The 14610-nt window shown below is 65.4% G+C and carries 11 protein-coding genes; 2 read left to right on the forward strand and 9 right to left on the reverse strand.

Translation table 11 applies throughout. The annotated features are described in order from the left end of the window. Window positions 1-77: 77 nt before the first annotated feature. Complete coding sequence (locus ACYQ00_RS03750; protein ID WP_460030839.1) at window positions 78-734, forward strand: hypothetical protein; 657 nt, start codon at window positions 78-80, stop codon at window positions 732-734. A gap of 55 nt (window positions 735-789) precedes the next feature. Here the strand turns inward: ACYQ00_RS03750 and ACYQ00_RS03755 are convergent, their stop codons facing one another. From ACYQ00_RS03755 to ACYQ00_RS03780, 6 genes are all read right to left on the reverse strand, one after another. Beyond that, complete coding sequence (locus tag ACYQ00_RS03755; protein WP_460030840.1) at window positions 790-1992, reverse strand: FprA family A-type flavoprotein; 1203 nt, start codon at window positions 1990-1992, stop codon at window positions 790-792. A gap of 42 nt (window positions 1993-2034) precedes the next feature. Further along, window positions 2035-2193: a rubredoxin gene (gene rd / locus ACYQ00_RS03760; protein ID WP_460030841.1), complete on the reverse strand. Its 159-nt coding sequence runs from the start codon at window positions 2191-2193 to the stop codon at window positions 2035-2037. A gap of 30 nt (window positions 2194-2223) precedes the next feature. Beyond that, the gene (gene rbr, locus ACYQ00_RS03765) at window positions 2224-2802 is read right to left on the reverse strand and encodes a rubrerythrin (RefSeq protein WP_460030842.1); all 579 of its coding nucleotides are present in this window, start codon (window positions 2800-2802) and stop codon (window positions 2224-2226) included. Window positions 2803-2996: 194 nt separating this feature from the next. Beyond that, entirely contained in the window at window positions 2997-6032 is a 3036-nt protein-coding gene (locus ACYQ00_RS03770; RefSeq protein WP_460030843.1) for an AIR synthase-related protein, read from the reverse strand. Between the two features lie 100 nt (window positions 6033-6132). Beyond that, the gene (locus ACYQ00_RS03775) at window positions 6133-7119 is read right to left on the reverse strand and encodes a polyprenyl synthetase family protein (RefSeq protein WP_460030844.1); all 987 of its coding nucleotides are present in this window, start codon (window positions 7117-7119) and stop codon (window positions 6133-6135) included. Between the two features lie 135 nt (window positions 7120-7254). Then, the gene (locus ACYQ00_RS03780; protein WP_460031319.1) at window positions 7255-8568 is read right to left on the reverse strand and encodes a nucleotide sugar dehydrogenase; all 1314 of its coding nucleotides are present in this window, start codon (window positions 8566-8568) and stop codon (window positions 7255-7257) included. A gap of 125 nt (window positions 8569-8693) precedes the next feature. Here ACYQ00_RS03780 and ACYQ00_RS03785 point away from each other — a divergent pair, with 125 nt between their 5' ends. Further along, the gene (locus ACYQ00_RS03785; RefSeq protein WP_460030845.1) at window positions 8694-8837 is read left to right on the forward strand and encodes a DUF2065 family protein; all 144 of its coding nucleotides are present in this window, start codon (window positions 8694-8696) and stop codon (window positions 8835-8837) included. Window positions 8838-8871: 34 nt separating this feature from the next. Here the strand turns inward: ACYQ00_RS03785 and ACYQ00_RS03790 are convergent, their stop codons facing one another. From ACYQ00_RS03790 to ACYQ00_RS03800, 3 genes are all read right to left on the reverse strand, one after another. Continuing rightward, entirely contained in the window at window positions 8872-9624 is a 753-nt protein-coding gene (locus ACYQ00_RS03790) for a ubiquinone/menaquinone biosynthesis methyltransferase (protein WP_460030846.1), read from the reverse strand. Window positions 9625-9638: 14 nt separating this feature from the next. Continuing rightward, window positions 9639-9860: a hypothetical protein gene (locus ACYQ00_RS03795; protein WP_460030847.1), complete on the reverse strand. Its 222-nt coding sequence runs from the start codon at window positions 9858-9860 to the stop codon at window positions 9639-9641. A 400-nt stretch (window positions 9861-10260) separates the two neighbouring features. Further along, on the reverse strand, window positions 10261-14448 hold the full coding sequence (locus ACYQ00_RS03800; RefSeq protein WP_460030848.1) for a coiled-coil domain-containing protein: 4188 nt from the start codon (window positions 14446-14448) through the stop codon (window positions 10261-10263). Window positions 14449-14610: the final 162 nt, after the last annotated feature.

Below are 14610 nucleotides of genomic sequence, written 5' to 3' on the forward strand. Positions count from 1 at the left end.
CAACAGGCGCATTGTGCCGTATCGCAACAGAATCGCAACGCCTGATCCCGCGCATGGCCGCATTGGGGGTTCCGCGCATGGCCGGTTTGTATGTTGACGACGATCCGTTGGAGGCCCACGGGCCCGTGCCCATCACGGAACTGGCCCGGCGCTTCCTGCTCCCGGAATCCACGGCTCGCTATTATTGCAAGCGGTTCCTGCCCTGGTTGCCGCACACGGGCCAGGGCAAGCGGCGGCGTTTTTTGCCCGAGGCTTTGCCTGTGTTCCAGGCCATTGTCCAGGGCATGCAGGAGCACAAGGACGCGCGGGCTGTGGAACAGCAGCTGGGTGATCCGCTCGTGCAATCGCAAGGTTCGCAACCCAACCGCAACATCACCGCCATTGCGCCCGTGCAGCCCCATGCGGCGGATGTGGCTGTGATCCAGCCCACAGCCCTGCATCCCCACGAACTGGGGGAACTGGCCCTGGCCGTGCGTCAGCAGGGCGCGGCCCTGCAAACCATCGCCGGCACGCTCCTGGCCATGCAATCGCAGCAGCAGGAGATTGCGATACTGCGCGAAGAACTGACCCGCCGCGACGCTGAAACCGCCGCCCTGCGCGAGGAACTCCGCCGCCTGACCCTGCTGCAGGACAGCGCCGAAAAAACCCACCAGCAAGATCTGGAGCAGCTGCGCAAATGGCTGGCCGCCATGGCCCGCCAGCAGCAGAAGAGCGAAGGGAAACAGGAAGAATAGGCACGAAAGGGGGAACCATTCTTCAGGAATGGCTCCCCCTCGTGTTCGCAATGCGTTACAGCTTGGCCTTCAGCGCCGTGGCGATGGTTTTGGCCATGGACTTGAGCTGTTCGTAGTCCGCATGGGTGGGGACGTTCTTGATTTTGACTGGTTCCGCCGGCATTTCAAAGCCCATGCCGGAGAGCCATTCGGCAATCACCTTGGGGGACTCGCCGCTCCAGCCAAAGGAGCCGAACGCGCCGCCAATCTTGTTCTGCGGCCGCAAGCCCTTCAGGTACTGCAGGGTGCCGGCCACATACGGCAGAATGCCGTTGTTGTGGGTGGGGGAACCGACGAGCACCGCGCCGGCGTCGCTCACTTCGCTCATAATCTGCGAATGATGGCAGGCCTTGCACCACATGACCTTCACGGTGCAGCCTTCTTCCCGGAAGGATTCAGCCAGCACGCGGGCCATTTTCTCCGTGGAGTGCCACATGGAATCGTAGAAGATGACCACCTTGTTGGTGGGCTTCTGCTCGGCGAATTCCACGTATTTTTGCAGGGCAAAGGCGCAATCCTGCGCGCCGCGGAAGATCAGCCCGTGGTCCGGGCAGATGTATTCCGGGGCCACGCCCGCGCCCGCCAGGGTCTCAATGGCCTTGAGGGTCTGCGGGGCGTAGGGGTTGACGATATTGGCGTAGTATTCGCGCATGGCCCGTTCCAGGGTCTGGCGCGAAATCTGGTCGCTGAAGCGCTCGCTGGCCGCGATGTTCTGGCCGAAGATGTCGTTGCTGATGAGCACCTTTTCTTCGCCAAACCAGGAGACCATGCTGTCCGGCCAGTGCAGCATGCGGGTTTCGTAGAACGTGACCGTGCGCTTGCCCAGGGAGAGCGTTTCCCCGTGCTTGACCACCTGCACGGGCCAGTCCTTGTAATGGAAGTGGGATTCCATGGCCTTCTGGCCCAGGGAGGAGGTGAAGATCTTCTCGGGCTGGCAGGCCTCGATGAGGGCAGGCAGCGCCCCGGCGTGGTCCAGCTCCAGGTGCTGCACCACAATGTAGTCGATCTTCTTGGGATCCATCACGCTGGCGATGCCGCAAAGCAGCTCGCCCTTGTACTCGGCCTTGACGGTGTCGAAGAGCGTGTTTTTCTCGTCTTCCACCAGATAGGCATTGTACGTGGTGCCCATGGGCGAGAGGGTGTAGCCGTGAAAGTCGCGGCTGTTCCAGTCAATGGCGCCCACAAGGTGGAAGCCGTCAATGATTTTAGTCGCTTGCATAATCAGGTCCAACTTCTGCTAGGGTGAGAACCGGCTCCGGCACTACTGCTTTTCAAAGGCGTCCTTGGACGCGCCGCACACGGGGCAAACCCAGTCGTCGGGCAGGTCTTCGAACTTGGTGCCGGGCTTGATGCCGCTGTCGGGGTCGCCTTTGGCGGGGTCATATTCGTAGCCGCAGATGGTGCAGACGTAGATGTCCATGCGTGTATCCTCTTGGTTGTGCCGCCGGAGTTACCAGGGCTGGCAATAGGGTTCAAAAAAGGCCTGGGGGTGCACACAGGCCGGGCACACACCCGGGGCTTCCATGGCCTCGTGCTGGTAGCCGCAGTTGGAGCACTGCCAGACCACCTTCCCAGGTTTTCGGAATACTTCCATTTTTTCCACCAGATCAGCCAGGCCGGTGTAGCGGCGCTCGTGCCAGGCTTCCACCTTGCCAATGGCCGTGAAGGCGGCGGCGATTTCGGGGAACCCCTCTTCCTTGGCCACCAGGGCAAAACCGGGGTACATCTCGGTGTATTCGTGATGTTCGCCGGCGGCAGCGTGGCGCAGGTTTTCCAGGGTGGTACCCAGGCGGCCGGCCGGGAAGGGGTAGGCGATTTCCAGATCGCTGCCCGTCTCCAGGAACTTGAAATACCGCTTGGCGTGTTCCTTTTCCTGGGCTGCGGTTTCCTCGAACACCTTGCTGATCTGGACAAAGCCTTCCTTGCGGGCAATGCCGGCAAAGTAAGTGTATCTGTTTCTCGCCTGGGATTCCCCGGCAAAGGAGATGAGCAGATTCTTTTCGGTCTTGCTGCATTGCAAGATAGGCATGATCCTTCCTCCATGGGTCTCAAACGGGGATGTGGTCAGCCGCCCCGCACGACTTGGGATACCAGTCTGTCGGATTACATTTTTTGGAAGGGAACTTCAATCCCTCGGGGTGATTTTTTGATCAATCTACCGCAGCGAGGGCAAAAGGTCAAAAAAAAGCCCCTTCCGAAGAAGGGGCCCGATCAGGTATGTGTTTACCAATCCAGTGTCGCCTTCCAGGAGGCGGCCAGGGTTTCCACCGGTTCGCGCAAGAGCTCGGCCCCCTGGTGCCGTACGATCAGCTCGGGAGCAGCCGTGATCTCGCCGATGCAGGCGCAATGCTGGCCGGCAAACAAGGCCTCGAAAGCCGCGGCGTTCTCGGGCGCCACCGTTGCCAGCAGGCGGCTGGCTGATTCGCTGTACAGGAGCTGCACGGCATCCAGTTCCCCGAGCGCCGGCACGGCGTCCAGGTCCATACTGAGGCCCAGCCGGCCGCCGATGCACAGCTCCGCCGCGGCCACGGCCAGGCCGCCGTCGGAGCAGTCATGGCAGGCGGTGACCAGCTTCCGACGCATGGCCTGATGCAGGGCGGCGTAGCGGGCCCGGGCCGCCAGGGCGTCCACCTGGGGCACGTGGCGGAAGGGGACGTTCAGGGCATCGGCCAGTTCGCTTCCGCCCAGTTCGGCCTTGGTCAGGCCCAGGATGTAGAGCCGCTCGCCGGGGCGTTTGGCATCGCTGGTCACGGCCATGGACACGTCGTCCATGCGGCCCAGGATGGTGAACAGCAGCGTGGGCGGGATGGAGATCTTGGCCGCGCCGCCGGTGTAGTCGTTTTTCATGGAATCCTTGCCCGAGATGAGCGGGATCCCGTAGGCAAAGCAGTAATGGGCCAGGGCCTCGTTGGCGCGGACCAGCTGGGCCAGCTTGTGGCGGCCGTCGGGGGTCTTGTCGGACTGGACGGGGTCGCACCAGCAGAAGTTGTCCACCCCGGCCAGGGTGGCGGGGTCGGCGCCCACGGCCACGGCGTTGCGCACGGCTTCGTCGATGGCGTTGGCGGTCATCCAGTAGGTGTCCAGGTCGCTGAATTTCGGGCAGATCCCATGGCTGAGGACCAGGCCTTCGCGCCGGCCGAGCACAGGACGCATGACCGCGGCGTCCGAGGGGCCGTCGCACATGGCCCCCACCAGGGGCTTGACTGCGCTGCCGCCCTTCACCTCATGGTCGTACTGACGGACGATGTATTCCTTGGAGCAGATATTGAGCCGGCCGAGCATGTCCTTGAGCAGCCGGGCGTGGTCGTGGCCGGGCTGGGTCAGGATTTCGGATTCGTCCACCAGCGTTCCGGCAGCCGGCGCACCGGCCCAGACGGCTTCCAGCCGCAACTGCGGGCAGCCATCGTGCAGGAAGGCCAGGGGCAGCCGGGCCACGGGCTTCTCGCCATAGACCACATGGAAGTAACCGGAATCCGTGTATTCTCCCAGCGGGGTGGCTTCCACGTCCATTTCCACAGCCAGGGCCAGGAAGGCGTCCAGCTTTGCCGGAGGCACGGCCAGGGTCATGCGTTCCTGGGCCTCGGAGATGAGGATTTCCCAGGGCGCGAGGCCATCGTACTTGAGCGGGGCCTTGGCCAGATCCAGGAGCGCGCCGCCGGTGTCCTGGCACATCTCACCCACGGAGGACGACAGACCGCCGGCGCCGTTGTCGGTGATGGCGTTGTACAGGCCCAGGTTCCGGGCGCGCATGAGAAAGTCGTAGCACTTGCGCTGGGTGATGGGGTCGCCGATCTGCACAGCCGTGGCCGGGGAGCCTTCGTGCAGCTCTTCCGAAGAGAAGGTCGCGCCGTGGATGCCATCCTTGCCGATGCGCCCGCCGACCATGACGATGGCATCGCCCACCAAAGCCTGCTTTTCGTGGCTGGGCTTGCCCTGGATGGTCCGGGGCATCATGCCCACGGTGCCGCAGTACACCAGCGGCTTGCCCAGGAAACGCTCATGAAAGACGAGGGAGCCATTGATGGTCGGCACGCCGCTCTTGTTGCCGCCGTGCTCCACGCCCTCGCGCACGCCTTCGAGCACCCGGCGGGGATGCAGCAGGCGGGGGGGCAGTTCGCCTTCAAAAAAGGGCGAGGCGAAGCAGAAGACATCCATGTTGGCGACCATCTCCGCGCCAAGACCGGTGCCCATGGGGTCGCGATTCACGCCCACAATGCCCGTGAGCGCGCCGCCATAAGGGTCCAGGGCCGAAGGGGAGTTGTGCGTCTCCACCTTGATGCAGAGGTTGGTCTCCTCGGTAAAGGCCACCACGCCGGCGTTGTCCTTGAAGACGCTCAGGCAGTAGTCCCGCTCGCCCATGGCCTGGCGCAGGCGGGCGGTGGTGCGCTGGATATAGGTCTTGTAGAGGGAGTCGATTTCCTGTGTCGCGCCGGTGTGTTGATTGGTATAGGTGATTTTGCTGCTGAAAATCTTGTGCTTGCAGTGCTCGCTCCAGGTCTGGGCCAGGCACTCCAGCTCGGCGTCCGTGGGGTCGGCCGGAAGGTGGAACCGGGCGCGTTCGGCCTGCACGGCCGGGTCCTGGAAATAGGCTTTGATACCTTGCATTTCCTCCAGGGAAAGGGCCAGCACGTTGTCCTTGCTGCAGGCCAGCAACGCGGCGTCATCCATGGTGGAAAGGGGTATGACGTTCACGGCGTCCGAGGCCGCGCCCAGCACGCGGGCGGCCCGGGCCGGGAAGCCGGGATCCTGCTCCCAGTCCGCCCCGCTCTTGATCTGCACGCGCTGGATCAGCTCGTTGGCCAGAAGGTTGTCGGCAATGGCCTGGATCTGCTCGCGGGAAAGCGGTCCCTGTGCAGGAGCGGACAGACGATACTGCAAGGAGGTGTAGACGGCCACGGGCAGGTCGCCCCCCTGGCGTTTGAGGCCGAGGGTCAGGGCGATGGAGGCCGCGGCAGTGCGGCCTTCGTTATCGGTCACCCCGGGCTTGAAGCCCACTTCCAGGGCCCAGTCGAAGCGGCCGGGCGCTGCGCCCACAAAGGCGTCCTGGAGCACGGGGTCGTGCAGCACGGCGCCGTCCAGCACGCGGGCGATGGCCGGGCCATCCAGCCCTTCCACGGTATAGACGCGCACCACGCGCACGTCGGCCACGTCGTAGCCCAGCACCTCGCGAATGCGGGCATCGGTCTTGCGACCCAGGGGATCGGCCAAATGCGGCCGCACCGCCACTTCCACTCGGGTCAGGCGCGCTGCGTCGGACATGGTGGCATTCAACTCCTTGATAAAACAGCCATTGCCGGCATCCAGCCCACATCTGGCCTGGGCGGTGCCGGCAATATCACGGAAACACTCTTCAGCAGTGCTACTTTTCGCGCGCCACCACGTAGGCCACGGCTTCGAGCAGCAGTTCCTTTTCCTTGCTGGCCGGGAAGGCGTCCAGAGCCGCGGCGGCGCGCAGGGCGCAGTCGCGGGCTGCGGCGCGGGTTCTGGCAGCCCCGCCGCAGGCTGCCACCTTGCCCACAAAGGGCGCAAACTCGGCCGCGAGCGACTCGGGCGCCTCGCCCTGGCGCAGCCGGGCCATCAACGCGGCCAGGGCCGTCTTTTCTTCCACCGGCGCGGTTTCCAGATAAAAAAGCAAGGGCATGGTCACCTTGCCTTCCAACAAATCTGCGCCCACGGGCTTGCCGGCCTTTTCGCGGGTGGCATCATAGTCCAGGGCGTCGTCCACCAGCTGAAAGGCAATGCCGAGATCAAGCCCGTAAGCTGCGGCGGCAGCCTCTTGTTCCGGAGTGGCCCCGGCGGCAATGGCCCCGCTCTGGCAGGCCGCCTGGAGCAGCCAGGCCGTCTTGCCGGTGATGATTTCCAAATATTGCTGCACGGTGAGGCCGATGTTCCCCACCTGGGCAATCTCCAGAATCTCCCCTGTGGCCGTGGCCATGATGGAGCGGGAGATGCACGCCGTGAGCCTGGCGTCGCCCGAATCGGCCATCAGCCGGTTACCCAGGGCCAGGAGCACGTCCCCGGCCAGGATGGTCGGCGTCAACCCGAAGAGGGTGTGCGCGGCGGGACGGCCACGGCGCAGGGTGGCGTCGTCCAGGATATCGTCATGCAGCAGCGTGGCCGAGTGCAGGTATTCCAGGGAACAGGCCAGGGGATAGAGCGCGTCGTCATCCCGACCCAATCCGCGGGCGCAGAGCAGCAGCAGCAGCGGCCGCAGCCGCTTGCCGCCGGCGGCCAGCACATGCTCGGCCACCGGTTTGACCAGGGGATTCAACTCCGCCAGCAGCGCCTGCAAGGAGGCGTTGATGCGCGGTTGTTCGGCGTGTAAATATTCCAGAAGGGCGTGCATGGCCGTCTCCTAACTGCAAAGCGCCGCAAGCGCAAGCTGCACCAGACTGACGCGGGCCAGGGCCTGGAGTCGCCATACATCCCGTGGAAACACCCTCCCGCAAAAAGGTGTTTCCACGAAGAACATGCGGGCTCCTTACAGCCGCCAATACTCAAAGCCGGCAGTGCGCCAGGCGGCCGGGTCGAACAGGCCGCGCAAATCCAGCAGCAGGGCCTTGTTCGGGTCGGAAAGCATGCCCCGCACAGCCTCGGGCGTCAGGGTCTTGAAGGCGGCGTGCGGCACGGCCACGATGACGGCATCCAGATCCCTGAAGGCATCCAGCCCGCAAAGGGTGAGCCCGTATTCCTCGCGCGCTTCTTCCGCATCGCACACCGGGTCATGCACCAGCACGGTGACGGCGTATTCCTCCAGTTCCCGGACCACGTCAATGACCCGCGTGTTGCGCAGGTCGGGGACATCTTCCTTGAAGGTGAAGCCCAGCACGCCCACGCGGGCGCCCTGGGTCCGGCCGCCGCCCTGGAACAGCTTCTTGATGCAGGTCTCGGCCACGTACTTGCCCATAAAGTCGTTAATACGCCGGCCGGCCAGGATCACCTGCGGATGAAAGCCCAGGGATTCGGCCTTGAAGGTCAGGTAGTACGGGTCCACGCCGATGCAGTGCCCGCCCACGAGCCCGGGCGAGAAGCGGATGAAGTTCCACTTGGTGGCCGAGGCCTGGAGCACTTCCAGGGTATCGATGCCCATGCGGTCGAAAATAATGGAGAGTTCGTTCATCAGCGCGATGTTCAGATCCCGCTGGGTATTCTCGATGACCTTGGCCGCCTCCGCCACTTTGATGGACGAGGCCCGGTGCACCCCGGCGGTGACGATGGCGCCGTAGAGCTTGCAGAGCAGGTCGGCCGTGGCGTCGTCCTGCCCGGCCACCACCTTGACGATGGTTTCCAGGGTGTGGACCTTGTCTCCGGGATTGATGCGCTCCGGCGAATAGCCGACCCAGAAATCCTGGCCACAGCGCAGGCCGGAGTGTTCTTCCAGCAGCGGCACGCAGATTTCCTCGGTCAGGCCGGGATAGACCGTGGATTCGTAGCAGATGACCGCGCCCTTGCGCAGGTGCTGGCCCACGGTGATGGTGGCCCCGCGCACGGGGCGCAGGTCCGGGGTGCGATGGTCATCAATGGGCGTGGGCACGGCCACGATGATCACCCCCGCAGTGGCCAGCGCGGCGGGATCCGCCGTGTATTCAATGGTCACGCTGGTCAACGTCGCGTCGTCCACCTCGCCGGTACGGTCATGCCCGCGGCGCAGCTCTTCCACACGGCCGGCGTTGATATCAAAGCCAATCACCCGAAACTGCCGGGCCAGGGCCACGGCCAGGGGCAACCCCACATAGCCCAGCCCCACCACCGCCACCGGCACGGTGCGGTCCTGCAGGGCGGAATACTGCTGCATCATCATGATCTCTTCCTTGTTCCAGACTGGACAGCCGGGCCGCGCCCCGGTATGTCCCCCGCATGGCCCTCGACATGCAGACCCTTGGACAGGCGGCTGGTTTGGCGTTGCTCATGGAGGGCGCGATGTATTTTCTGTTTGCCGAACGCATGCCCGACATGCTGCGCCAGCTGGCCGAGCTTTCGCCCGGCTGGCTCCGGGGGCTTGGCGGCGCGGCCATGCTCCTGGGGCTGGCGCTGGTCTTCCTTTTCAAGCATCACGTCTCGTAACGCCGCCTTTGGCGGCGCACTCCCGTTTTTCCCGTCAGCGTTGTGCGGGGGCGCCGCCCGGCGCGATGCCCACATGCACATAGACGATGCCAAAGGTGAGCTTCTCCCAACGGACCTGCTCAAACCCTGCGGCAACAAGCTCCGCACCCAGGGCCGCCGCATCCGGGAACCGCTCAATGGTGTCGGCCAGATACCTGTAGGCCTCTGGATCACCTGAAAAAATCTTGCCCATCACCGGCAGCAGCCGGCGCAGGTACAGGTTGTACACCCCGCGCAGGATGGGGGTGCGGCCGGAGCCGAATTCCAGTATGCAGAACCGCCCGCCCGGAACGAGCACCCGGCGGATCTCCGCATACGCCGCCTCGCGCGGAACGATATTGCGGATGCCGAAGGCGATGGTCACGGCGTCCACACTGGCATCGGCCAGGGGCAGATGCCGGCCGTCGGCCACGCCAGGCAGCACGCGGTGGCGGTCCTCGCGGGAAAGCTTGCGCAGGCCGCGGCGTACCATGGGCGCGGCAATGTCCAGGGCGGCCACGCGGGCCGTGGGCGCACGGCGCAGGAGCCCGACGGTCACGTCCAGGGTGCCGGCAGCCAGATCCAGGATGCGGGCCGGCCGGCCCAGGGACTTCCAGGCCGGGGCCGCGGCATGCAGGAGCCGGTGCCGCCACCAGATGTCCACGCCGCCGCTCAGGAAATGGTTCAGAAAATCATACCAGCCGGCGATGCGCCCGAACATGGCGCTCACGGCGCGACGATGGGCGTCCGGAGAAGGTGCTGATGCCATGAAGTATCCGTCGCTCAGGAGCGGGGGCGAGGGTCGCTCGCAATCTGCGGCGTGCCCGGCGTGCCCGGTGAGGCTGACGAGGCTGGCGCGCTCCCTGCGGTGATGGTTTCCAGAATCTTGGTGTAAATGGCCGGAAACACCTCACCCAGGTTCGCCGGGGAGACGCGGCCTGTTTCGATGAATTTGACCACGATTTCCTTGGTCACTTGCAAGGCTTCTTTTTGCAACTTGTCCACGTGCGTCACCATGTGGCGGATCCGCTTCGGCAAATTTCTGCGGCGGCCTGCGGGAAGTGCATGGCCACACATGACAACGCACGACAACGCACAACAGGCCACGGCAGAGGGAGGATTTCCCGGCTTCGCATGCAGCCCGCCGTCGCGCACACGCAGCCTTGCCAAAAAAAAGCCCGACCGGGTGGGGAAATGGCTTAGACCGAAATGGGCAAGCGCACCGGGCGGGAAAAAAGGAAGAAACCTGAGGAGCCCCTCCCTTTTTTTGCTGCTGGTAGCATGCCCGGAATGGAAAGTCGAGCGGCCCGGCCGCCCCTGCCCGGCCTTCGGAAGCCGGGCCGCATCTTTCTGCCTGCCGCACGCCTGTGAACAGGAGGAAACCGCCGGGGGCGTCGCCGTTGGATCAGTCGCCGGCGTCTTCTCCCTCGGCCTCGCCTTCATAGTCGTCCAGGGCGTCCTCCTCGGCCATGGCCAGCAATTCCTCGCGAATGACCGTGGCCGCCGCCATGGAAGCCAGGCGTTCCAGCTCCTGCAGCAGCTCGCCCTTGAACCCGGCCAGGGCCTCGGCGCTGACAAAGCGCCCGGCCGCCATGGCTTCCAGCCGGCCGGCCAGGGTCTGGCTCACGCCGGCCAGACGTTCTTCCAGCAACGCGGCCACGCGGGTCTCCACCTGCTCAGCCATGCGGGCTTCCAGTTGCGCTTCGAGTTGCGATGCCAGCTGCGCTTCCAATTGCGATGCCAGCTGCGCTTCCAGGCGGGCAGCCTGGGCCGCGGCCACTTCTTCCAGGCGGCGCTCCAGCTGCGCATTGCAGGATTCCGCCATGGCCCGCATGGCCGGCGAATCCGGCGCGAGCATGGCGGCCATCCGCTGCTCCAGGGTCGTCTGGGAGGCGGCCACCTGTTCCATTCTCCCGGCTACCTGCTCCACCCGGCCGGCAAGTTGCTGCCCTTCTGCATGCGCTGTTTCCCGGACCCCGGCCAGACGGGCCTCCAGGCGTTTGTGCAGCGCGCCGTTCTCGCCCAGGACGTCTTGCAGCCGCTGGTCCACCGCACCGGGAATATTGGCAAGACCACCAGCCAGCTGTCGCAGGCCGGCCTCCAGGGCTTCAGCGCGGTGGGTAAGGGCCTCGAATTGCTCCTGCTGACGGGCTTCCGCCGCCTGCTCCAGCTGGGTGAGCTGGGCCAGATCCTCCTGCAGCCGTTCCTGCTGCTGGTCCACGGCATCGAGCAGGCCGGCCTGGGCCGCCACCTGATCGCGCAACTCGTGCTGATCCCGGCTGCGGGCTTCGGCCATGCTGTACAGGGCGTCCAGGGACTGCGCCCCGGATTCCACGGCCGCGGCCTGTCGCTCCACAAGCTCCCGCAAGGCGGCCAATTCCTCTTCAAACGCGCCCAGGGTCGCCCCGCGCTCTTCCAGTCGGCCGTCCACCTGCTCCACCAGGGAAGCGGACAGGCGGACCAGCTCCTGGGCCAGGGATGTGGTTTCCTGGGACGATTGCTCCACCATGGCCCGGACTGTGTCCATGGAGCCGGCCAGCTCCTCGCGCTGCACTGCGGCATCCTGACGCTGGTGATCCAGCTCCGCGGAAAGGCGGGCTATTTCATCCATGAGCGGCTCGCGGACCTGGGCCAGACGCGACACATCCGCCCGGACTGCCTCCAGGGCCTCATCCACGGCGCGCTGGGCTCCGGCCAGCCGGCTTTCCACCAGTCCGGCAATGAATGCCCGCTCCTGGAGCTGCTCCTGCACGGCAGCCTCGCGCTGCTGTTCCAGGCTGGCGGCCAGTTGATTCTTCAGGGCGCCATCCAGGGCGGCCGCCGCAGTGAGCCCCTGTTTCAGCCGGCTATCCATGAGATCGACATACGCGGAAAGATTGGTGAATCTCCCTTCTACGCGCGTCACGGCGTTGTCTTCCGCCAGGGTCGCCGCCTGCCGGGCCTGGTCTACAGCCCGTTCCACGGCCTGCTCGGCAGCCGCCGCGGTGTCGGCCAGGGCCGTGCGCAGGGCCTCCAGCTCGCCAGCCAGGGCGGCCAGGCCATCCAGACGCTCCGACTGTGCGGCAATCTGCCCGGCAAGACTGTCCGCGGCTGCCCGCTGCGCCTCCAAGGCCTCCTGCAGCGGAACCAGCGACGTTGCCGCCGTGGCGGCCAGCTCCTGGCGCAAGGTCTCAAGGGCCTCCTGCGCAACGCCTGGCTCTGGCACCGACTGTTCGACAGGGGCTGCGGCTGCGGCAAGATGATGCTCCGCGTGCCCCGCGACCTGGGCTTCCAGCGCATCCAGGCGGGCGGCCAGTTCACTCAGGGAATCGACCCGGCTGGCCAGTTCGTTGATGGCATCCACCCGGCTGGCAAATTCCAGGGCCTCCACCCGACCCGGCAGGTCCTGAAGGGTCTGGAGTTCCTCGCGAAGCGCGACCTGTTCGGCCTGCAGGGCGACAAAGGCCTCCTGACGGTCCGGTTCGGCGGCAGAGGAAAGAGCGGCCAGCGACTCCTCCACGGCCACGAGGCGTGGCTCCAGGGACAGGCGTAGCTGAGCAAGTTCGTTGTGAATTTCTTCCTGCACCTGCTCCAGCGGCACCGCTGATCCGAGGCTCGCCGTTGCCGGCATCCCACCGGCCACCGCAGCTGCGGCCATGGCCGCGGCGCCAGGCAGAACCGCCGGCTCCAGTGTCTCGGGGAGATCTTGCGCAGAAGCCGGGGCAACGGGCTCAGAACGTTCCGGCAATCCAGTGTGCTCTGACAATTCCGCCGCTGGTTCCGGCTCTTCGAAGGCCAGGGCTGCCTTCATGGCCTGCGCGGCTTCCGGCGAGGAGGTCTCCATGTCGGCTTCAGACAGGCCGGCAGTCGCCAAAGACTCCACCACGTCGGCCGCGGCCTCCCCCCCTGCGTGAGGAGGTGGTGGCGGCGGGGGCGCAGGCTCCGAAAGCGCCAGGGCCTCTTCCAGGGCCTGGCCAAGAAATTCCTCTTCTGGCGCGACGGTGGATAGCGCTTCGGCCTGCTCCCCGGCCATTTCATCGGGCCGTTCGTCGGGCTGTTCCTCGGGCGCCTCGGCCACCAGCTCTTCCAGTTCCTCGACAAACCCATCGGATGGGGCACCGGGCGCGGGGCCGTGCTCCGCGAGCTCCAGCAGGGAATCCAGGTCGGCCAGCTCGGTCATGGCTTCCAGATCGGCCTGCGCGTCCAGACCACCCAGCTCATCCAGATCGTCCAGGGGCTCCAGATCATTCAGGGGTTCGAGATCTTCCAGATCCCCAAGCGCATCCGCCAGCGCAGCGGAATCGACAGGGGCGAGCGACTCTTCTTCCGCCAGGTCGAGGATGTCCTCGGGCTCCTCTGCGGCTGAAGCCGGGGCGATGGGCGGGGCAACAGGCTGGGAGGGGGCCTGGAGCTGCGGGGGCGGAAATTCGGTGGTGACGGCAGGAAAATCCAGATCCTGGAGCAGATCGTCCAGTTGGGCGGCGTCCACGCTGCCGGCCAGCAGTCGCGGTTCCGGGGGCGGGGCTGCCACGGCCGCACCGCTGCCGAGGGCTTCGATTTCACTCAGCTCGTCGAAGATGCCCAGGTCATTCATGCCGCCCAGCTCGTCCAGCCCGGCGTGATCATCCGGCGCGTGCGCGGTTGCCGGTTCGCGTGCTGGCGCAAGCTCGTCTTCTGGCGCAAGCTCTTCAATCGGCTCCAGATCCTCAATGGGCTCCAGGTCATCCACAGGTTCCAGGCCCTCAAGGGGCTCCAGAGCGTCCAGATCATCCAGACCGCCCAGATCATCCAGCGGGTCCAGGGCATCCAGTGCGCCCAGGGCTTCCAGGTCGGTCACATCGTCATCAAGTCCTTCGTCATCCGCCAGGCCCTGCAGGGGCGCCATGCCCGGGGCGAGGGTGTCGTCCATGGAAAGCGCGTCGAGGCGTTCCTCCGGGCCGGCTTGTTCCAGGTCGTGGGCTTCGGCGTCGCCCACGAGGTCGGCCAGGTCGGCGATGTCGTCGTCCTCGTCCTGGCTGAACCCGTCGTCCTTGCCGTCGATCATGGAGGCGGCCGTGAGGTCGAGAGTGAACTCATCGTCGTCGAGATCCTTGAAGTCGAGGATATCGTCGTCGATGCCGGCATCGTGCGGGTCGGCCAAAGGGGCATCATGGCGGACGAGGGTGGTTTTTTCCAGCTCGTCAAGGTCGTCATCCAGCCGCTCGCCAAAGTCGGCAAGTTCGGCGTCCAGATCCGGCGCCGGGGCCTTGCCCTGGTACGGGACCAGATCTTCCGGGCCAAAAAGCTCTTCCCCCAGCTCCAGATCCAGGCCGCTCAGGGCCAGATCCGTGTCAGCCTCGCCCCGTTGGGCGGCGGCCCGGGTATTGAGCAGGGTGTGATCTTCGGCCTCGGAGAACAGGTCGTCCAGTTCCCGTTCGAAGTCCACATCGGCGCCGAGACCGTCCAGGGGAACGCCAGTGATGGCAGCCATGCCATCCAGATCTGCGTCCAGATTGGAATCCACAGGCACGCCGGTGACGGCCATCAGATCATCCCGGGCGAAATCTTCCGCCAGGTCGTTCAAATCAAAAGCGTCTGTAGCATCCGTGTTGGGGGACTGTCGCCGGGCTGCCATACGTCACCTTCGCAGAGCAGGTTGCAGGGGATCCGGGTGCAACGGCGTCTGTTGCGGCCCTTGCACGGTACTGTGAAACAAGCAGCAGCCAACGCCACGAGCCTCGCCGCGGCCAGCACTACAGCGTGACCGGCATTAACTGAACACACGCAACAGACTGTA

The organism is Megalodesulfovibrio paquesii (assembly GCF_054653055.1).